This is a genomic window from Stieleria neptunia (assembly GCF_007754155.1).
GTDB lineage: Bacteria > Planctomycetota > Planctomycetia > Pirellulales > Pirellulaceae > Stieleria > Stieleria neptunia.
The window spans coordinates 8,866,841-8,887,429 of sequence record NZ_CP037423.1 but is presented as its reverse complement, the minus strand read 5'-3'; the positions used below and the strand labels follow the sequence as shown (position 1 = coordinate 8,887,429).

Sequence of the window (20,589 nt, the reverse complement as noted above, 5' to 3'; positions counted from 1 at the left end):
CAACGACCCACTCTTAGGGATTCCTCGGTCTGGTGGAAAGGTCAGATGGGCGACGATCGCTGTGAAACCCCGACAAACTCAAGGACGGAAGCGACGCTCGTGCGTTCGGGTCGCCCGACGTGAGGTCAAGCTCCCTTTGGGACGTCGATTCTTTTGCTACAGGATTTGGCAACCGATTGAGTCTCTCTCCCTCTGGGAGGGCTTCGCGGATTTTAGTGGGTGCTCTCGAATACTCGGGGAAGGTTTTTTGAGGGATGACTGCGATGTCCGATGGTTCTGTTCGGTAGGATGGCGAAGCCAGGTGAAGCGGAGGCAGGCTCTGCGGAGGAGCAACCCGCCAAGGAATCACCTGGTCTGCGATGCGTCGAAGGTGCTTCGTGCCCTCCGCCGGCCCCCGTGTCGGCGGAGGGTCGTTTGAACCGAGCGTTTGTCCTCGCTCTCCCCATTCGGACATCGCAGCAATGCCTCGAAAAACCTGGGGCCTGAGCGATTAGCCACTAAAATCCACGAAGAATCCCCTCTGGGAGAGACGGCGTTTGCGCAGCAAGCAAACGCCAGAGAGGGTCGGCCGCTCGCGAAAGTCTTGGCGACGTCCACTACGCTCAACTCCGCCACTTCTGCAATCGACGTCCCCTGGGAGGGTCGCGGAGGCGTTTGCGCTCGGAGCGGGGAGGGTGCTTTGTTGGCATCGGTGGCTGCGGGGCCGCGGAAACCCTCCCCTCGCTTCGCTCGACCCTCCCTGCCAGGGAGGGTGACTTCAGTTATCGAGACCCCTGCCAGTAAGGAGCGTGGCTCCGGACATACAACGACACCGCCTGTACCGACACCGCCTGTACCGACACCGACCCTTGATCGGTTCGGTTACAGCACGGCGACCGGGTACGACCCCAAAATTTCCAGCCGGCGTGTGATCGTGCCCAATTGATCGATCGCGGTGGCCACTCGGTTCTCGCCACGATGCCCGCTGAATTCGACGAAGAACAGGTATTCGTTCCGCGATCCGGGCAAGGGGAAGGATTCGATCCAGGTCAGGTTCAATTGCGACTGACTGAACACGCTCATGGCGCCGGCCAGGGCGCCGGGTTGATGTTCGACTTGGAACAGCAGGGACGTTTTGTCTTTGCCCGTGGGATGGGTTTCGTCGCGGCCGAGGACGGCGAAACGGGTGACGTTCTCGCGATTGTCTTCGATGTTTTGATTCAGCACATCGAGTCCGTATTCACGGCCCGCCGGCAGACTGGCGACCGCGGCGATGTGGGCATGTTGGGCGGCGGATTCGGCGGCCGTCGTGGTGCTGCCGACTTCGATCAGTGCGGCGGCCGGGAAATTCGCCGCCAGCCAAACGCGGCACTGGGACAGGGCTTGGGGTTTACTGTGGATCTCGGTGATTTGATCTCGCCGGCCGCTGGCCAGCAGGTTGTGGTGGATCGGCAACAGGACTTCGCCACAGATCTGCATGTGGCGACGGGCGAACATCCCTAGCGTGTCGACGACGCGGCCGTCGGTGCTGTTTTCGATCGGGACCAGACCGCCGGCGGCGTCGCCGCGGTGGACGGCGTCAAAGACCGCGGGGATCGTTGCCACCGGAGCAAACGGCGTTGCGTCTCCGAAATACTTGATCGCGGCCAAATGGCTGTAGCTGTACTTCGGTCCGAGAAAGCTGACGGCGCCGGGGCCCACCCCGAGGCGACAATAACTGTCGATGTGTTGGAGGGTTTGACGCAGCGACTGGACGCTCTTTTTTTCACTCGCCTCCGTGGAATCGCGGCAGAAGACGTCCAATAGCTGGTCGAGCCGTGCATTCGATTGGCCGACCGAGGGAAGGGATTGGGCGTCGGCCAAGGTCTTGACGTGCTTGCGACGCTGTTGAATCAGCCGCAGCAATTGAAGATCGAGTTGGTCAAGCGTGTCGGGTTGCGAAGAAGGCATGAAGGGGTCGGGTGGCAATGTAAAACGGGATTGTCTCGTCGCCGTTTATCAAGGATTCTTGGTTGTCTTGCAATGGCGGCGCCCATCAGAGTACACGATCTGACCGTGTCGTCCCGTGCCCTGTCAAGTTGGTGAGCACGAGGGGAAGGATGGCAGAACGATTCGGGGCAGAACGATGGGGGCAGAACGATTCGGGGCAGAACGATTCGGGGCAGAACGATGGGGGCAGAACGATGGGGGCAGAACGATGGGGGCAGAACGATGGGGGCAGAACGATGGGGGCAGAACGATGGGGCAGAACGATGGGGTGGCGGTCGCGGGTCAAACGAAGTCACCGTGGTCATCGAACTGGAATGAACGTGGATCGTTGACGATTTCAAGCTGGTCGCTGCGTCGTGCCTCTTCCAAATAGGCTTCGCTGCAGCGGATGGTTTCCAAGTCCAGCGTGTCGGGGATCCACAGCCACCGCCGTCGATCAGCCTCCATCGGGGTTTGGGCGCAGACGGCATCGAGCACGTCGCGATCGCTGTCGAACCAGACCGGCAGCGCGGCCGCGGTCGCGTGGCCTGCGGTGATGCAATTGATCCGTGTCTTGACCGGATCGATGCCCTCGGCGACACGTCGATGCGTGTATTCGGCGATGCCGATCCCCGACGCGTTGCCGGCGGTTTTTTCGGTCAGCGCACGAACGTAGATCTCATCGATCTTGGGCCATTCCTCGTCGCCGGCCATCTTGTCGTGCCACTTGCGGCCGACGACATTGGTGTCCAATCCGGTGCCGCTGATCTCTTTGCCGATCGCATCGATGATCAGCAACTCGGCGGTCCGAAACGGCAGCTTGGGCATCCACTCGATCGCCCGGCGCAAGAGTGTCGGTTCCAGGTCCAGTAATTGATCAGCGGTGGCGACGGTGATCTGGCCGATCGAGTCATGGGCGTCTTCGACCAGTGCGATTCCCAACAAGAACGGCGTCGCCGCCAAGATCGTCGGGATTACGTCGGCGGTGATTCGGTCCAGCCGATAATCGAAGGACTTGAACGCGGGATGAAAGGCGAGCGCACCGCGATGTTTGCCGAGTCCGATCATCAACATCTTGCAAACACCGCTTTGGATCGAACCGTCCAGTTTGGTGTGGGGCTTGATGCGATTGATCACGATCAGATGATCGGCGGCTGCGGCGTTGCGGTCAAAAGACAGCGGGATCCCGCCGGGGCCTTTACCGATCGGAACGGTTTCCATCGACGACTTGATCGGACAACCAACCGATTCGGGCGTGATCCCGAGTGCCGCGAGCGTGGCGGTTTGCCCCTGGCCGGTTGCACCGCCGTGGCTGCCCATCGCGGGGACGACAAACGGCTGGGCCTTGCGATCGACCAGCAGACGCACCACGGTTTGCGTGACTTCGGCGATTCGGTCGATGCCACGGCTGCCGACGGCGATCGCCACCGATTGTCCCGGGCGGATCTGTTCGATCGCCGTTTCCGCCTGGAACAACTCGGTCAGTTCGGCCGTGACGTCGTCGATTCGATGCGAGGGGAGGGACTGCTTCGCGGTGAAAAAACGGGGAAAGGTCATGGGGCGCGAAGCTGCAAAGGGTTGATGTTGCAATCGGGACGAAGTGTTTTCAGTTTGGCCAGCCCGGCGCTGGTGATGGCAGTGCGTTGGACATCGATCGATTGCAGCGTGCCGATGGCCGCGAGCGTGGGGATCGATGCGTCGGTGATTTGAGTTCCCGTCAACCATAACGTTTGTAGCGCGTTGTGATTGGCGATGGCCGCGACGGTTCGGTCGCCGCACGATGTCCAGCTGAGATCGAGTTCGCGCAGGTTCGTCGCCTGCCGCAGCCAAGCGTGGACGGAATCATCGACCCGCGTGGCTTCGAGTGACAACTGATCCAGCTGATTCGGTGTGGGGCAAAGTCGTGTGACATCGGCGGTGGCAACCGGTTGTCGCGACAGATCCATCCATTGGCAATCGTCCGACGCTGTCAGTGAAGCGAGTCCGGTTGGGGTGGTTTCACAATTTGACAAACACAGTTGCGTCAATGGACGGGTGGTAGGATTCTCACGGAGCACGGTGTCGTCGACACGAAGGAAATCGATCAGCGCTCGCTCGGGCGACTCGGGAGCGGTGGCGGCGGGCACGTCGATCGAGATTTGGTAAAGCGTGGCGAGTTGCTGGTAGACCCAGCGTCGATCGGTAACGGAGTCGCCGTCGAGCAACAGATGGGTGTAGGCGATCGCGTTGGCGTACCAACGGGCCAGGTCGGACTGTTGTTGAGCGGCCGCGTGTCCGGCGGTTCGTAATTCCTGTAGCGGAATGAAATCGCGACCACCCAGAACCCGGTATCGGGCGAACTGCAGCCGCGGGCTATCCCAGCCGCCGACCGCCGCCCGGTCGTGGTCCATGTGCAAGGATTCAAAGTAACCCGCGATGCCTTCGATCAGCCAGAAATCGGATCGCGAGCCGGGCAGTTCGCCCATCAGTCGGGATCGGGTGGCTTCGCGGAACAGCTGGTGGATCAATTCATGTCGGCGTGATGCGACGGCGTCGGCCGATGTCGACGGATAAAAGAACGAAGTCTGTCGTTGGTCGCTGTAAAACCCGGTCGACTGGTCGATGCCGGGCGTCGAGCTGCCGAGGGTTCGGGCATAGTCGTCGGCGTCTTGGAGCAACACGATGCGTAGCTTTCGCCGCGAAGAGAGTCTGGCGGGGTTTTTTGCCAACGAGGAAGCGACGCTCTGGTCGGGATCGATGTCGCGCAGATGAAGCGCGACTTGATGGTTGCCTTCCCAGAGCGGAAAGAACAGTTGTGTCCAAATCCAGAACACGCGTTCCATGTCCGTCGCGACTTCGCGCGTGGTGGCTTCGTCGGCGTGGGAAAAAATTTGCAGGTGGGGCGTTTCGGTTTGCCGATACGAACCACTTCTCCAGCCCAACCATTTCGGGGCGCTGCGGCCGCGCGCCGACTTGATCACAAACGTGTCGTTGTCGGCGGCCGATCCGATCGGAAGCCCGAGGTACTTTCGCAGCACCGGGTCGTCGGGGTTGGCGGCCAATTCGTTCCAGAGGCGTTGGTAGGCGAGCCAGCCGGCGACGTTCCAGGCGGGGATGTTTTTGTCAGGTTCGGCTCGGCAAAGACGCCGGACGCTGTTGCTCACGAACGACTGCTGATCCGCTTGGGATGCTGAAATGGTGACCGCGACCATGCGGTCGGCGTCGTTATCGGACGGCTGCTGGGCGACCGCGACGGTCGCGGTGAACTGCAACGCGACGCAGAGCAAGACGGCTTTGGCAATCAGCATCCAGGCGGACGCTCTCCGCTTCCAGAAGGCATTGGTATTTACACAGCTCAGCATGGCACCCTTCTCCCCCGGTTTTGCGGGGGAGAAGGGCTGGGGATGAGCGACGGTCTTAAATTGTGGCAAGAGGTCAGATCGAAAATCTTGGATTTTTCGATTCCGAGATCCAGTGTGGTCAGGGGCCAGCCCCCGAACCCCCGAGATTTTCTTAGGCATTGCGCCGGTGTTCAATGATTTTTGGAAATTTGGGTGACGCGATTGTTGCGCAGCAGTAAACTTGAGCCGCTGGGTGAAACGCAACAGGGCTCTGCAGAGATGCAACCGTGCCAGGGATAACTCAGTCGCCGGTGTGTCAATGACGCATCGAGCACGTATGGCGACTACGGTCCTAGTTTAGCGACGGTGCCGTAGTCGCCTTTTGCTCCTTTTTCGCATTGACCTGAGGGTTCTTCCATGATTCGCCGCAGTGAATCATGTTGTTGAGAATCGTCAGGAGTTTGCGCATGCTCGCTACCAAAGCTAACTTTTTGATTTTACCTTTGGCGATAAGCCGATCGTAGAAACGTTTGATGACTGGGTTGTGTTTCGTTGCAACCAGTGTCGCCATGTAGAGCACGCTTCGGACTTGTGAACGTCCACCTCGGACCTTTCGTTTCTTGTCGCTCTTGCCTGTTTGGTTGGCCAACGGAGCAACACCGACAAGTTTGGCAATTTGACCTCGGTTGAGTTGTCCCAGTTCTGGCAGCTCGGCCAGGAGTGTCGCAGCGGTGACTGGACCAACTCCACTGACGCTGAACAAGATTTCTACTTTGGGATCGACTTTACTGAGGTCCTTGAGCATCTTTTCGATGCGTTTGTCGAGGCTTTTTAGCTGCTTTTTCAGGTGCGAAATCGTTTCCTTGATTTGTTGAGCGGCAAACTTGTCACGGGTTTGACTGAGTCGGTTTTGCTCCTGGGAGAGCAAATCTTTCACTTGGGTTCGACGCCGCACTGTTGAAAGAAATTCTTTCTCTTGCGCCGTGCGAGGAGGTGTCAGATGGATTTCCACATCTTCGCCAAAACGGCGGATCATGAATGCATCGATCACATCGGTCTTCTCCAAATAGCCATGCCCTTTGGCAAAGTCACGGACCTGCCTCGGGTTGGCCACGCAAATCGGTACACCAGCGTCGTGAGCAGCCTCCACAATCAGATATTCGTAGCCGCCAGTTGCTTCACAGACAACCAATGTATTTTCAGTGTCTTGGATTCTCTTGAACAGCTTTTTGCTGATCGCTGAAATCGTGTTGGGCAATTGTTTGGCAATCTTTCCTGCGGAGTCATTGACATCAATTTTGTCTGACGCGACGTCAATACCAATGACACGGTTGTACTTCTGTTTCATAGTTAAGTCCCATCCTAGTGAATACGATCTGACCACATGCGATAACGCGATTGGGTCGATCGAGCGACGGTTCGGGTTCAAAACGAACTGCTGTGCGACTCAAGCTCATCCACGGCGTTGAATACCACCTAGGGGAAATTACGATCTACACAGCAGTGTTGGGAAACCGCTGCAGGCAGCCACCCAACATCGACAGCCCAAACGATGATCAAATCGCCTGGAATTGCCAGTCAGGCGAGATACTAGGGGGCCGGCGACCAAATAGAATCCCGTGAAAGAGGTCTGCAACATGTTGGCTGTGTAGCCCCTCACCCCCAACCCCTCTCCCCGAAGCGGGGCGAGGGGAGCCAGTGTAGATCAACGCGATTTGCGTAGACACCCAAGCCCAGGTGGAGCGTGACGCCAATCCTTCACGATTGAGGGGGTGAATATTGCCAGACGTTCTAGTGAGCGCCGCTCCGTTTGATCGGCAAGCGTCAGCAAGATGACTCGGCCAATCGCGTGGCCGACGATGTTCAAATGGAATCTTCATGCGTTCCATTTTAAACAGACGCTCGTCCCGGCTGGGTCAGTAAGCTCGCAACCTGCCTGCGGTGGTTGCGAGCTTACTCCGGGACGAGCGTAGCTGTGTCAGGCGTAGCGGTGTGGGGCGTGCGGCAGGCCACCCCGGGCCAATCACCCGAGACATTACCCCGGGCCGCCGCCCATGCCGCCGGCGTTAGTGACGGACGTTTTCGTCGCGTGAGGCGAGTTGGAAATGTCCGTACAGGGTTTGTTCGCGGCGGACGATGTAGAACTTTGCTCGGGGGCCTTTTTTCATGTCGGGGTGTTCCAGGATGCCTGCCAGGTCGCCGATGCTGGCGGTTTGCCATCCGTGGATGCCCAGCAGGACATCACCGACTTGAATCCCCTGTTCCGCGGCGGCCGAGCCGGGGCGAACCGAAGTGATGTACAGGCCACCGCGGTAGGGAGTTCGCATGCGTGAGTTCAGCCGGTTCATGGTCGATTGGCTGACCGGTTTGGCGCGAATCCCGATCACGGCCCAGGCGGTGTCGCTGGGGTTGTTCGCGTCGGAGGCCTTCGATGGCGTCGTCGCGACGGCCAGTTCCAGCGTGCTGCCGTCGCGTTCCACGGCGATCGGGACGCGTTGGCCCGGTCGCATTTGCAACAGGGCGAGCGAAAAGTCCAAACGGTCGTCAACCGGACGCGAACCAACGCGGACCACGCGGTCACCCGGCTTCAGCCCCTCTTGTGCGGCGGGGCTGCTAGCGGAGACATGTGCGATGGTGATGCCATCGCCGTCGCGCGGACCGCCGTTGGTTCGCAATCCGATATCCAGACGTTCGGTATTGTGTTCGTCAATCATCGAGGTGACGATTTCGACGACCTGGTCGATCGGAATCGCAAACGCGATCTGCTGAGCACCGACACGGACGGCGACGTTGACGCCGATGATTTCGCCGTCGATGTTCAACAGCGGACCGCCGGAGTTGCCCGGATTGATCCCGGCGCTGATTTGAATCAGGTCTTCGTAGTCTTGTGTGTCGTTGACCGGAACGTCGCGATGCAGGGCGCTGATGATGCCCTGGGTGCAGGTGTGCACGTAACCATAGGCGTTGCCGATCGCGATCACGCTTTCGCCGACCATCAAGTCGCTGCTGGTGCCTCGGGGCACGGTCGGCAAGTCGGATTTGACATCGACTTTGACTAAAGCCAAGTCGTTCCGCGGCCGGGCGGCGATCAGTTCGGCCGATGTCACCGATCCGTCGTGCAGCGTGACGCGGATGTTGTCGACATCTTCCACGACGTGATAGTTGGTGATCACGTAGCCACGCGGATCGATCACCACGCCGGTGCCCATCCCGTTGACCTGTCGGAATCCACCGCCGTCGGTTGCACCGGCCAGGCCGGCGGCGGTGCTGCGGATGGTTTTTTGGCCGTGCAGGTTGACCACCGAGGGGCTGGCGCGGCGGACCGCGAGCACCGTCGGTGTCTCTCGTCGGGAATCGGTCACCCGTCGCGAAGCGGTCGCCGGTTCGAAGGACGTCAGCGATGCGACTTGAGCGTTGACGCTTGTCGCATCAATCGCCGTCATCATCGAAAGTGCGAAGCCGACTTTCGCGATTCGACGCAGCCACTGGGTCGTGGCGTTGCGGAATCGTCCGTTGGTCGGGGCATGTAGGATCGGTGGTCGCATAGGTCCCCGTACCCGGTGAGCAGAACTGGATGCGTATCGTGTCGACCGAAGGTTGCGGGCTTTCGATCGTCATGGGAGCCGGAATCCCCGGCACGAGAGAGTGAATCGGAACAACCAGTAGGATCCCTTGATGGCATGGTCTGAACGCCGCAAGGTTTACCAGCCTTAACAAACCTCCGCCGGGTGGTGTCCAAAACGCACGCTCGGGCAGGGTTTGTGGCTGTCGGTACGAGGTGGTCCGGCGCCGGTCTGAAGTGAATCACGCGAAGAATGAAAAGAAAGTCAGCGAATTCGCGTTTCAGTTTGCCAAGAATGCCCATCTGCCGGGCGAACAAGATAGCCTGGATTTTGGACAGCCCTCCGATCGTGCGATCGTGGCAGGCCGAGGCGCCGTGAAAGCGGACAAGAGTTTGAAAGTTTTTTTCGCCGCGACCGATTGCGGTTCGCCTTGGACCGCTTCACACCGAATTTTGTGCAATGAAGTGATTGAACCAACCAACGAATTGTCTTCCCCAGAGATCGAAACGGGGGGCGTGCCTGGCGGCGAGCGGATCGGTTTGGGGGATGACGTCCAGGCTTCGTCGACCGCGGTCGGCACGATGCCAGCGACCGTGTTGCCGGGAGCAAGCGTGTTGCCAGTTGAAGGCGAGTTGATGACCCGCAGCGATGCGGTGGCTCCCGTGGCGGACGCTTCTCCGCCGGCGCGACGGGGGCTGGTTCGGACCGTGGTCGCGGGCATCACCTGGTTGATCAGTACCCTGTTTTGCCTTGCCTCGTTGATCGTTTGTCTGGCGGTGTTGGCGGCGATCCCGATTCTGCAGTTGATCACGTTCGGCTATCTGTTGGACGTTGCCGGACGTTTGGCGCGTGGGGGAACCGTGCGTGGATCGTTGCCCCATCTTCGTGCGGCCGGTCAAATCGGGATCGTGGTGCTGGCGGTCGTCGTCGGTTCGTTGCCCGTCCAGTTGTTGGCCCACTGGGAAAGCGTCGCTTCCTTGATCGCGCCCGATGCGGCTCAGGCAACCGTTCTCCGCATCGCCGCGATCGCCGCGGCTTGTCTGGGCGTGCTGTACTTGCTCTGGGCGCTGGCCCGTGGCGGACGGTTGGTCCACTTTTTGTGGCCGCAGCCAAAGCGGATGCTGCGACAGGCGTGGCGGCCGAGTACGTATCTGCCGTTGCCGGACCGGTTGTGGGATTTCACGCATTCCTTGGAACTGGGGCGGTTCTTTTGGCTCGGATTGCGTGGTGCACTGGGGACGTTGGTGTGGTTGATTCCGGCGATGATCATCATTGCTGCCAACCGTAACGGTGAGACGGGGTTGGCGGGGCTGGTCGGCGGTTTGGCACTGATCGCTTTGGGGGTAGTGCTGCTGTACCTGCCGATGCTGCAAGCGCACTTTGCGGCGGAGAATCGCCTGCGGGCGCTGTTTGAAGTGCGTCGCATTCGTCGGCTGTTCTGCTATGCACCCTGGGCGTGGCTGACGGCGATGGTGCTGGGGTTGGTGATCCTGCCGATTCCGCTCTACCTGCTGAAGATCGAAGCGACGCCGCGCGAGGTCGTTTGGTTGCCGACGCTGATGTTTGTGGCCTTCATTTTGCCGGCGCGATGGGCCGAGGGGTTGGCGATGCGACGGGCCAAGCGGATCGCCCTCCGCCACAGGGACGGGGCCGTGAAACCGACCGGCACATGGAGTTTTCTTTCGCGTTGGACGGTGCGGTTGTTGATGCCCGGTGTCGTCGCGATCTATTTGTTCTTCGTCACGCTGTCACAGTACACCAGTTGGGACGGATTGCAGACCTGGGTGCAACAGCACGCGGTGTTGATCCCGATTCCTTTTCTGGGCGGGGTGTAGCCTGATGGGACCGTCCGGCAAAGGACGATCCTTTTTTCGAGTACGATGGCCCCTTCCGGGCCGTCGTCGGTAGGACTCTCCTCGACGACGTCGGTAGGACGTCGTACCGGCGAAGGAGCCCGACTCGCGGGGCGTGCCGGCTGTGGGGATTTCCGTCGGGCTGATCGACGCCGTACAATAGGCCGGGCAAGCTGTCGGCGTTTGCTTTGCCGCGATCGCTGGCCGGTTAAACACTGCCCGATCGCTTTTTCCGCTTTCTTTCCGAGTTAGTTTCAGCGCATGCCACCACGCAACTTCAATCTGATTCTCTTTGCGGTGGTCGTCAGCATTTTGTGTCATTTCACCTACCGCAACACCCGCTCGGCGAGCATCTTGGGTGAAGCGATCGAGTTGATCGAACAAAACTATGTCGATCCGGTCGACCGCAAGCAACTGGTGATGGCGGCGATGGAAGGCGTGGTCAGTCAGTTGGACGAACACAGCGGTTATTTCGCGGTCGATGCGTACCGGTCGTTTCAGGACAACATGCATCAGGAATTTGCCGGCATCGGGATCTACGTGGACCAGCCCAACCCGGGGGAGCCGGTTCGGGTGGTCACGCCGCTAGTCAATTCGCCGGCGTTGCGTGCGGGCGTTTTGCCCAATGACCTGATCATTCGGGTGAACGGTCAAGATGTCTCGGACATGCTGTTGGCCGATGTCAGCGATCGATTGAAGGGGCCGCCGGGCACGACGGTGTCACTGACGGTGCTGCGTGGCGATGAGAAACACACGATGTCGGTGCAACGCGCGACGATCGAATTGGAATCGGTTGTCGGCGATCATCGCGACGCCTCCAACCGCTGGGTCTACCGGTTGGCCAGCGAGCCGTCGGTGGCCTACGTCCGGCTGAAAAGTTTCGGAGAAAAAACGGTCCGCGAGCTGGAACAGGTGTTGGCCGAGTTGGACAACGATTTCGACGCTCTGGTGATGGATCTGCGCGGCAATGGGGGCGGGTTGCTGTACGCGGCCCGCGACGTCAGCGACATGTTTTTGTCGAAGGGGCAAATCGTCTCCACCCGGATTCGTGACGGCGAAATCGAGGAGTCTTATGCAGCGACACCCGGAACGCTGGTCGATGCATCCAAGCCGATCGCCATCTTGATCGATGAAAACTCCGCCAGCGCCAGCGAAATCGTCGCCGCCTGTCTGCAGGACAACGGTCGGGCGATCGTCGTGGGCACGCGAAGCTATGGCAAGGGAACCGTGCAAGAAATCATGCCGCTGCAATACGGCCGCAGTGCGCTGCGGTTGACCGTGGCACGCTACTTTCGACCCAACAACAAGAACATCCACCGCACCGCCGATGCGAGCGAAGACGACGATTGGGGGGTGACGCCCGATCCGGGATTCGTGATTCCGATGGAACCCGAAGCGCTCGCCAAGCTGGCCGACCGTTGGCGCGAGGCGTCGTTCCCGATGCTGGTCGGGATCGACCCGCCGCAGGCCGGTCCGCCGAGCGAGTCAGCGGCGACTGGCGATCTCGCCTCACCCGTGCTGGATGCCAGGAAGCGAGAGATTTTGAAGCTGGAAGCCGAATTGAATGCGTTGCAGTCCAAGATGGAGCGGTCCGTCCTTTCCGATCTGGCCAAGGCGAATCTCTCGCGCGGTCCGCAGCAGCTTGCCGACGATCCTCCGTTGCGGGCGGCGGTCGGTCGGCTGCTGGAATTGTCCGGGGCCGGGCAAAACGCTGAACCCGACGCGGCAGAACCGCCCGCAGACACATCGTCGCGGGAACCCCAAGAAAAAGCCGCGTGAAATGCCCCTTGCCGGTTCGGCGAACGGGTAAATTCTGGGCCGACGGCTCGAATCCATTTGCCCGAGCATCTTGGCATAAGTATCCTAGACGGTGTTTCAATGGCCGAACTCTCTTCTCGGTCTGCACGCCGACCTATCGGCAAGGTTGCTGTCGTCTATTCTTCCGCAATATTCGCCTGCAACGGATACTTGCACGAAATCAACCGATCGACTTGTCAGAGGACCCCAAAGTGATGATCCGACGTTCCTTTTCTCTCGCACCGCTGGCCGCACTCGCGCTCATCGGAGCAATGCTCGGCTCACACCAGGCCAGTGCGCAAAACGAATCCATCCTGGCCGAAACCTATGGCCGGGGGGTGCACGCGTATTATGCCGGTCAATACACCGAGGCGTACGACTACCTGTCACAGGCCATCGACGGCGGAACACGGGACCCCCGCGCCTATTACTTCCGCGGCATCGTGGCCCACAACCAGGGGCGGCATGCCGAGGCGGAATCGGATTGGCAGGTGGGGGCGCAGATGGAGGCACGTACCGGAGGCGGAGCCGGCATCGGACGGTCCCTGTCGCGGTTCCAGGGTTCGGCGCGTCTGAAGCTGGAACAGATTCGGCAGAAAGCCCGGATCAATGCGATGATGAACGCGGCGGCTCGATCCGACGCGCGAATGATGGAATTGGGAGTCCAGCCGAGTGCCGCTGCGGCGGCACCGAGCACGACGACTCCGCCGGTTGCTGTCAAACAGCCGCCGCCAGCCCCCAGTGCTCCCGTGCCCGATGACCCGTTCGCAGACGACGGTCCTGCGTTGGCCGGCGGACAGCCAAAAGTCGAAAAGAATAACGCCTTGGAAGGGCTCGATGACAACCCGTTTGCCGACGATGCACCGACCGGGGCTGCAGCCGACGCCGCCGATGCGGGGATGCCGGCCGCAGGCGACAATTCGAACCCGTTCGGCCAACCGGCTGCTCCGGCCGGAGGCGATCCGTTCGGCAGCGATGCGGGAGCCGATCCGTTTGGAGCGCCGGCAGGTGGAGGCGCGGACCCGTTCGGCGGAGATCCGTTCGGAAACTGATTGGTCGGCGAATCGCCGCTCAGATGCGGCTTCAGAGACCGTCCAGCTTGGAGCGACGGCTTTTCACACGTACGATGGCCCTTCCGGGCCGTCGTCTGCAGCTCTCTCCTCGACGACCTCGTAAGGACGTTGTACAACGATCCGATGGTCTGTAGGGAACGGCGGAGTCGGGTGATCCAGCACCGGAACCAGATCACCCGACTCGTAAGCCATCCGTCAAGTTCTGCCCAGCGAGGTGTCTCGGCAGCACTCTCTGATGCCTGAGATGCAATTCCCCGTTGCATCTCAAGCGACCATCCATAGAAGCATGTGCATCCCTGCTTCCTCCCTACACTGCGTCGGTTGCACGCCACGTGCCAGTCCGCCCGCGGGGCGGGCCGGAATTTCGCGGCTCAGTCGCAACGGCGTGCAGGTGAGTTTATTGGATCTGTAGTGGTGTTCTGTGCGCCGTTGGGTTGCCAGGTGGCATCGTTGAAAAAACGCATCAGCGCCCTTGGCAAGCCAGCATTGCATGCGGTCTGCCCACGAAGTGGGCACTGCATCGGAAACACGGTGCAATCAATGGGCACATCGTTGGGCGGTTGCCCCGCGCCGGGGACAGACCCCGGTGGACCCGGTCGATGGGGACAGACCCCGGTGTAAAGGGGGGAATTGGGACGAATAGGACCTATATGACCCATGCGTCCTATAGGTCCTATTTGCCCTGGTGGGCCGTTCGCCTGGGGACAGACCGTTCGCCTGGGGACAGGCCCCGGTGCCACGGGGACAGACCCTGATGTGGTCGGGTGCCACGGGGACAGACCCCGGTGCCACGGGGACAGACCCTGATGTGGTCGCGTGTTCAGTATCGGGGGTTGGCCGCTGGGGACAGGCCGCTGGGGACAGACCCCGGTGCCAGGAGAGAATGGGACGAACAGGACCTATATGACCCATACGTCCTGTATGTCCCATTTGCCCTAAACGGCCGTTCTGTCGGGGACAGACCCCGAGAGCTCGGATTTCGAGTTTTGATGCTAGATGGCGTCTTCGTTGCGGCCGATCAGGTTGACGTTGGTGGCCGGGACGATTCGGGTGACATTGACCTTGTTGCGTCGCAATTCTTCGATTTCGGCGGCCATTTCGGCAATCAGGTTCGCAATTTCGGTCCCGGCGGCCTCGCCGATATTGTTCATCAATGCTTTACGAGAATTAAAGGTTAGGCCGTTACGATTCATCATCTCTCTCATCCGAATAGAAAAGGATTCCTGGTCATGGATTGCCCGCCGGGTCGACTTGGCCCCCGTCTCGGCGACGATCATCTCATGCTCGTTGACTGACAATCAAGAGCGTAATTTCGTTGCGGGTATCCGCAAGGAAAGAATGCCAGATTGGGTGGAATGTCACTACTCCACGGTCACACTTTTCGCCAAATTCCTCGGTTTGTCCACATCGCAGCCCCGCAGCAGCGCGATGTGGTAGGAGAGAAGCTGCAGCGGCACGACGGACACGATCGGCTGGATGATGGCCGGCACGTCGGGGATATGGATCACATCGTCAGCGACGGCTTCGATGTGCGGATCGTTTTTGCTTGCAACGGCGATGATCGGGCCTCCCCGGGCCTTCACCTCCTCCATATTCGCCATCACTTTGTCATACGTGGTGCCTTGGGGGATGATGAACACGCTGGGGGTTTTTTCGTCGACCAGTGCGATCGGGCCGTGTTTCATTTCTGCCGCCGGGTAGCCTTCGGCGTGGACGTAACTGATTTCCTTCAGCTTCAGGGCGCCTTCCAGGGCGGTCGGGAAATTGTATTGGCGGCCGAGGTACAGGATATTCGTGGCATCCTTGTACTTTTCCGCGACGGTTTTGACGTGTTCGTTGCAGTTGAGTGCTTCTTGAACCGCGCCCGGGGCTTGCTGCAGGTCGCGGATGATGTTCCGCCCGGCTTCGAAGCTGAGGTGGCGGATCCGTCCGAAGTAGAGCGCCAGCATGGCCAGGACGCAGCACTGGGACGTGTAGGCTTTGGTGCTGGCCACGCCGATTTCCGGCCCGGCGTGCAAGTAGACGCCGCCGTCGGCGGCCTGGGCGATCGAGCTTCCCACGACGTTACAGAGGGCCAGCGTGCGGTGGCCTTTGCGTTTGGTTTCCCGCAAGGCGGCCAGCGTGTCGGCCGTCTCGCCGCTTTGGGTGATCCCGAACACCAGCGTGTTGTTTTCGATCGGCGGGTTGCGGTATCGCAATTCGCTGGCGTATTCGACACAGACGGGAATCCGCGCGAGTTCCTCGATCAGGTATTCGCCGACCAGTGCGGAATGCCAGCTGGTGCCGCAGCCGGTCAGGATGATCCGTTCGACGCTGCGGAGTTGTTGCGGGGTCAGGTTCAATCCGCCGAACACGGCGGTGGCGTTTTCTTCGTCCAACCGGCCGCGCATCGCGTTTTTCAACGATTCGGGTTGTTCATAGATTTCCTTGAGCATGTAGTGCTCATAGCCCTGCAAGCTGACCTCTTCTTCGGCGGCTTCCAGGGGCTGGATCTGGACCGTCACTTTGCCCTGTTCCCGGTGGGTCACCGAAAATCCGCCGGGGCGGAGCACTGCCAATTGGTGATCGGCCATGTAGACGATGCGATCGGTGCAACCGGCCAGCGGGGACGAATCACTGGCGACGAAGTACTCGCCGTGGCCGATGCCGATCACCAGCGGGCTGCCGAAACGAGCGGCGATCAACAAGTCGGGTTGATCTTGGAATGCGATCACCAGTCCATAGGTGCCGCGCAATTGGGCGACAGCCCACTGGACCGCTTGCACGTATCGCAGCGACGGATCGTCGGGAGTTTCCGGGGTGACGCGTAGGCCTTCGGCGATCAGATGCGCGACGACTTCGCTATCGGTCGCGGACTGAAAGACGTAGTCTTTTTCGATCAGCTCGTTTTTCAGCGTTTGGAAGTTCTCGATGACGCCGTTGTGCACCAGAATCACTTCGCCGGCGCCGCCGACGTGCGGGTGGGCGTTTTCTTGGGTCGCCGGTCCGTGGGTGGCCCAGCGGGTGTGGCCGATCCCGATCGGGCCATCGACCGGATTCTGGCCCAACGAGCTTGCCAGGGCGTCGATTCGGCCGACCGCGCGGGTGATGTGGAACGTGTCACCGCCGTGGATCGCCACTCCGGCGCTGTCGTATCCGCGGTATTCCAAGCGTCGCAGACCACTGAGCAGGAAATCGCCCGCTTTGTCCGAACCGACATATCCGACAATTCCACACATCGCAATTCAATCTGTTTTGGAGGTCTGTCTGTTCCACGCGGCCGGAGCCGGCCGGGAGGCGAAACTTTAGTTGCCGTTTCCGGCATGAACAAACCTAGCTCAAAACACAGACCCTGCCGATCCCAGAAATCTTTCCGGTCCGGTCGACGGTGACGATTGGGACGGTCGGAATCGATCAGGCGGCGCGTTTGCCGGCGGCCAGACCGGGCTGCGTTTCGGTCCAACGCCCGTTTTCTTGAGCGAACACGATCGTGCGAGACTTGCTCAATCGGGCCAGCGCGTTGTGCTGGGCCGGGGTCGGCGGCTGGTCGGCGGACCACAGAATCAGGTCGACTTGGCCGTACGTTCGGACCACGCGATCCAGGCCGGCGTCGATCGCCATCGGCACCAAGTGTGCTTTGGCCGGATATTCACGCAACTGTTTGTGAAAGTCGCGGAGCGAAAGCGCGTTGCTCCCCAATTCAAACTCATCGATCGCGATGTAGTGGATCGGGGTCGAGTGGCCTTTGTGGGTCAGCGCGTGCAACATCGCCAGTGATCGCAGACCGTCACCGACACCGACTTCCAGCACCGATTGAACCGACAGCGACTCCATCCGCCGAAACAGTTTCTTGTCGTCGCGAGTGGCGGCGGCGGAGATGGATTTGGGTGACGCGGGGCGACTCGTCAGGGCCGCGGGGCGTTGCTTCGGCGGGGACGCTGATTTGGCGGCAGGAATCGCCGATGCCGGATTGAAACGCGGCGTCGGCCCCTCGGTCTCCGACCCCGCACTGGTCTTGTCCACATTGTCCGGAGACGTGGACGACTTGCCACGAATCGAGTTCCAGAGCTTTCGAAGTGGCATCACATCCTCACCGATACTTGAGCGCCAAACGAAACAAACACGCACCACACCGGTTTTGAATCGGCGTCCCGTGGCCGCGCAATCGAAGGAAACTGTCGGGTTTTGCTTTGGTGTCGGTTTGGCAAACTGTGCGGGTTATCGTCCGAGTCGAATCCCCAGGGGCAGCGAGTCGCCGAACACGGCGGTCTCTTCGTCTCGATCCAGCGTTCCGCCGTCGGTGAGCAGGGTGACGAAGTGATCCGCCGCTTGCCTGGACTGCAAATACGTTGCGGCTTTGTCACGGGTTGCTGCGGCGATGTCCCGGTAGCGGTCGCCCGTTTTTCGCCCCAGTTGAACGAGTGTCAGCGGCACGTCGGATTCGGGCGGATCGATGGCGACCAGGGACTCGATCCACGATTCAACTTTGGCAACCGGGATCGTGGTATTGAGCGGGCCGTAGGCGGGTTGGCGTCCGCCGAGTCGGCCCAGCGCCCACAGCAGGGCGGGACGCAACCGGACATTTTTTTTGCGGCCGAATTCTTTCAAGGCGATGTCACCGAGTTCGATTTTTTGACGCACGTCCAGCCGTTCCAGCGACGCGATCAACCGCCAGAACTCATTGGCTTCGTGCGGCTCGATGCGTCTGGATTTGCTGCGCAGTGCGGCCAGCATTGGTGCGGCGAGTTGCTGTTGTTGGCCGGCCGTCAGTCCGCCCGCGATCCGCCGCCACAGAATCATCGATTCGGTGCGTGATTGGGACGCCGGGAACGCCAAGCGTCCGTGCAGCATCCGCCACATTTGTTGCACCCGCCAATCATCCACCGCGACGCCATATCCCGGCCGCAGACAGAAGCCGGCCAGGTTCAACCAACGGGCTTCGTGGGCGGGGGTTTTGCGGCGACCGGTTTCGAGGTCGGCCATGAATTGCCACAGTTCGCGAATCAGTGTCGGCGGCCAATCATTGCGGCTGGTTTCGGTGATCGATTCGAGTCGCTTGACGATCTGATTGGGTTTGATGTCGGGTTCGGCACCGAAGGTGGATTCGATCGCATCGGCGCAGGCTTCGACGGTTTCGCTATCGACGATCCCGGCCGTTTCGCCGCTTCCGGTATGCGCGTCGCGGTCGGTTTCCAGCGTGCTGCGGATGTCAAACTCCAGCTTCCATCGTTTGCCGTGTTCGGCGTCGACACAGTACATGCCGACCGTTCCGATCTCGCTCAACTCGGATTCCACGAACACGCTCAATTCGGTTTCTTCGCGGCGTCGGCCGCGGACCAGGGCCGTGCAAATCGGCGGCAGCGCGGACATCTCGTTCGGATCGATCGCGACCAAATCGCCGACGCGATCGGCCAGTCGCGTGCTGCTGACCCAGAGCGGGAACTGCACCGGCGCGCCGACTTGCAGGTGCAGCGGATGATCGTCGGCGCGGAACTGTTGTCCCGCTTCGGCGTTGCCGGGGATCAGGCACAGGGCGCGGGGCGGATCGTGTTGCACTTGCATGTAATACGAACGCCCCAGGTTGGCCGCGATGCGGACGCCCTGGCCGCGGCGGACCATCGCGTAATACGCCGCACCGCGGGCCACGGCCAAGTCCAAACGTTGTGACGCCAGGACCTGGGGTTGCCAGGTTTCGCCGGGGGCTTGAAACCAGTCGCGCAGCGAATCGACGATCCGCTGTCGGATCGCCGGTGCGGCCAACACGCCGCCGTTGAACAAAACCAGATCGGGCCGATCGGCCGACTCGGTGTCCTGTTCGTCGATGCCGCTGCGACGATGTTCGGAGAGAAACTCTGCCAGGTGGCGTGTGATCGCGGGGTCGGCGGCGTAGGGCAACCCGAACTCTTGGAACCCGCTTTGTTGGCGACTCGGGCGATCGGAGAGCGGGACGCGTGGAAAGAAACCGTCCAGCAGCGTGGCATCAATTTCTTCGGCCGTCAGTTCGACCTGGATCGCACCGGCCAACAACTTTGCCCCTTCGGCGGCCACGTTCAGCGTAAACGAGGCTCCCCGCGCTTCGTCCAACATCGATTCTTTGACCGTGCGAGACGCTTGCACCATGCGGTCCCATTGGCTGGCCGACGGTGGTGTGCCGGCTGAGGTCTCGTTGAGTTTTGCCTCGGCCAACTTGGCGACCGCCAAATCCATGTTGTCGCCGCCGAGGATCAGGTGGCGACCGACGGCGACGCGGTGGAACTGAACTTGATCGTTGGACTGGCCCGCCGGCCGTACGCGAATCAGGGTCAAGTCGGTCGTGCCGCCGCCGATGTCACAGACCAAGATCAACTGACCGGGCCGAACCAAGTCTTGCCAATCGTGGCGATGGCCATCGATCCAGGCATAGAAGGCGGCCTGGGGTTCTTCGATCAGATAAACACGTTTCAGTCCTGCCTGCTTGGCGGCTTTGATCGTCAATTCACGAGCGACTTCGTCAAACGACGCCGGCAACGTGATCACCACGTCTTGTTCGTGCAGCGGATGTTCGGCGAAGGCATCATCCCAGGCCCCGCGGAGGTGACGCAGATACTCGCTCGACGCGGCGACCGGGGACATCCGTGGCACGTCGGCATCCCCGTGCCAGGGCAGGAAGTCGGCGGTGCGGTCGACCCCGTCGTGTGACAGCCAACTCTTGGCGGAATGGATGCGTCGCCCGGGATGCCGCGCGCCCGCATCACGGGCAAACACGCCGACACAGGACGTCGGTTTGGCGGAATCGTTTTGCCAGGGCAGCACGCCGGTTTGCCCGCCCGCTTCGCTGGCCGTCAGTTCGTAATGAAACGAAGGCAGCGTCTCGCGCTTTTCGATTTGACCGAGATCGACGCACTGCGGGATTCGAAACGTCGCGACCTGCCAATCCGGTGCGGACGTGTCGACGTAGCACATGGCGCAGTTCGTCGTGCCCAGGTCGATGCCGACGACAAATCGGGGTGGTGTTGATGTGGGGTCCGTTGACGCGTCGTGTTTCTCAGACAAAACCTGGTTCCATCTCGTGTAGATC

Annotated in this window: 12 protein-coding genes; 3 read left to right on the top strand and 9 right to left on the bottom strand. The window is 60.7% G+C overall.

All coding sequences use genetic code 11. The features are described 5' to 3' along the window. Positions 1-861: 861 nt before the first annotated feature. The 5 genes from pheA to Enr13x_RS30965 all read right to left on the bottom strand — a co-directional run bounded on the left by pheA (position 862) and on the right by Enr13x_RS30965 (position 8,812). Complete coding sequence (pheA, locus tag Enr13x_RS30980; protein ID WP_145390804.1) at positions 862-1,929, bottom strand: prephenate dehydratase; 1,068 nt, start codon at positions 1,927-1,929, stop codon at positions 862-864. Between the two features lie 321 nt (positions 1,930-2,250). Beyond that, a complete protein-coding gene (locus Enr13x_RS30975) occupies positions 2,251-3,504 on the bottom strand; it encodes a lactate racemase domain-containing protein (RefSeq protein WP_197455472.1) in 1,254 nt (417 codons plus the stop codon). After that, complete coding sequence (locus Enr13x_RS38405) at positions 3,501-5,234, bottom strand: leucine-rich repeat domain-containing protein (protein WP_197455471.1); 1,734 nt, start codon at positions 5,232-5,234, stop codon at positions 3,501-3,503. The genes Enr13x_RS30975 and Enr13x_RS38405 overlap by 4 nt, the downstream gene beginning before the upstream one ends. Before the next feature lie 385 nt (positions 5,235-5,619). Then, positions 5,620-6,615: an IS110 family RNA-guided transposase gene (locus tag Enr13x_RS30970; RefSeq protein ID WP_145385181.1), complete on the bottom strand. Its 996-nt coding sequence runs from the start codon at positions 6,613-6,615 to the stop codon at positions 5,620-5,622. A 718-nt stretch (positions 6,616-7,333) separates the two neighbouring features. Beyond that, positions 7,334-8,812: a trypsin-like peptidase domain-containing protein gene (locus Enr13x_RS30965; RefSeq protein ID WP_390621043.1), complete on the bottom strand. Its 1,479-nt coding sequence runs from the start codon at positions 8,810-8,812 to the stop codon at positions 7,334-7,336. A 254-nt stretch (positions 8,813-9,066) separates the two neighbouring features. Between Enr13x_RS30965 and Enr13x_RS30960 the strand changes: the two genes are divergently transcribed. The 3 genes from Enr13x_RS30960 (at position 9,067) to Enr13x_RS30950 (ending at position 13,532) form a co-directional block, all read left to right on the top strand. Beyond that, positions 9,067-10,665, top strand: coding sequence for a DUF4013 domain-containing protein (locus tag Enr13x_RS30960; protein WP_231743882.1), 1,599 nt, complete (start codon positions 9,067-9,069; stop codon positions 10,663-10,665). 279 nt (positions 10,666-10,944) lie between these two features. Continuing rightward, positions 10,945-12,462, top strand: coding sequence for a S41 family peptidase (locus tag Enr13x_RS30955; protein WP_145390802.1), 1,518 nt, complete (start codon positions 10,945-10,947; stop codon positions 12,460-12,462). A gap of 233 nt (positions 12,463-12,695) precedes the next feature. Beyond that, positions 12,696-13,532 (top strand): tetratricopeptide repeat protein, encoded by an 837-nt coding sequence (locus tag Enr13x_RS30950; protein ID WP_145390801.1) that lies wholly within the window; start codon positions 12,696-12,698, stop codon positions 13,530-13,532. A gap of 1,013 nt (positions 13,533-14,545) precedes the next feature. Here the strand turns inward: Enr13x_RS30950 and Enr13x_RS30945 are convergent. The 4 genes from Enr13x_RS30945 to Enr13x_RS30930 form a co-directional block, all read right to left on the bottom strand. Continuing rightward, complete coding sequence (locus Enr13x_RS30945; protein ID WP_231743881.1) at positions 14,546-14,704, bottom strand: hypothetical protein; 159 nt, start codon at positions 14,702-14,704, stop codon at positions 14,546-14,548. Between the two features lie 210 nt (positions 14,705-14,914). Next, positions 14,915-16,771: a glutamine--fructose-6-phosphate transaminase (isomerizing) gene (gene glmS / locus Enr13x_RS30940; protein ID WP_145390800.1), complete on the bottom strand. Its 1,857-nt coding sequence runs from the start codon at positions 16,769-16,771 to the stop codon at positions 14,915-14,917. A gap of 175 nt (positions 16,772-16,946) precedes the next feature. Beyond that, positions 16,947-17,615, bottom strand: coding sequence for a hypothetical protein (locus Enr13x_RS30935; protein ID WP_145390799.1), 669 nt, complete (start codon positions 17,613-17,615; stop codon positions 16,947-16,949). Positions 17,616-17,750: 135 nt separating this feature from the next. After that, positions 17,751-20,564 (bottom strand): Hsp70 family protein, encoded by a 2,814-nt coding sequence (locus tag Enr13x_RS30930; protein WP_231743880.1) that lies wholly within the window; start codon positions 20,562-20,564, stop codon positions 17,751-17,753. Positions 20,565-20,589 lie beyond the last annotated feature (25 nt).

What these genes read in the sequence shown, in the direction of transcription:
- glmS (WP_145390800.1), bottom strand. Translation starts at nt 16,771, where the DNA reads ATGTGTGGAATTGTCGGATATGTCGGTTCGGACAAAGCGGGCGATTTC.
- Enr13x_RS30965 (WP_390621043.1), bottom strand. Translation starts at nt 8,812, where the DNA reads ATGCGACCACCGATCCTACATGCCCCGACCAACGGACGATTCCGCAAC.
- Enr13x_RS30970 (WP_145385181.1), bottom strand. Translation starts at nt 6,615, where the DNA reads ATGAAACAGAAGTACAACCGTGTCATTGGTATTGACGTCGCGTCAGAC.
- Enr13x_RS38405 (WP_197455471.1), bottom strand. Translation starts at nt 5,234, where the DNA reads ATGCTGATTGCCAAAGCCGTCTTGCTCTGCGTCGCGTTGCAGTTCACC.
- Enr13x_RS30955 (WP_145390802.1), top strand. Translation starts at nt 10,945, where the DNA reads ATGCCACCACGCAACTTCAATCTGATTCTCTTTGCGGTGGTCGTCAGC.
- Enr13x_RS30975 (WP_197455472.1), bottom strand. Translation starts at nt 3,504, where the DNA reads ATGACCTTTCCCCGTTTTTTCACCGCGAAGCAGTCCCTCCCCTCGCAT.
- pheA (WP_145390804.1), bottom strand. Translation starts at nt 1,929, where the DNA reads ATGCCTTCTTCGCAACCCGACACGCTTGACCAACTCGATCTTCAATTG.
- Enr13x_RS30935 (WP_145390799.1), bottom strand. Translation starts at nt 17,615, where the DNA reads ATGCCACTTCGAAAGCTCTGGAACTCGATTCGTGGCAAGTCGTCCACG.
- Enr13x_RS30950 (WP_145390801.1), top strand. Translation starts at nt 12,696, where the DNA reads ATGATCCGACGTTCCTTTTCTCTCGCACCGCTGGCCGCACTCGCGCTC.
- Enr13x_RS30945 (WP_231743881.1), bottom strand. Translation starts at nt 14,704, where the DNA reads ATGAACAATATCGGCGAGGCCGCCGGGACCGAAATTGCGAACCTGATT.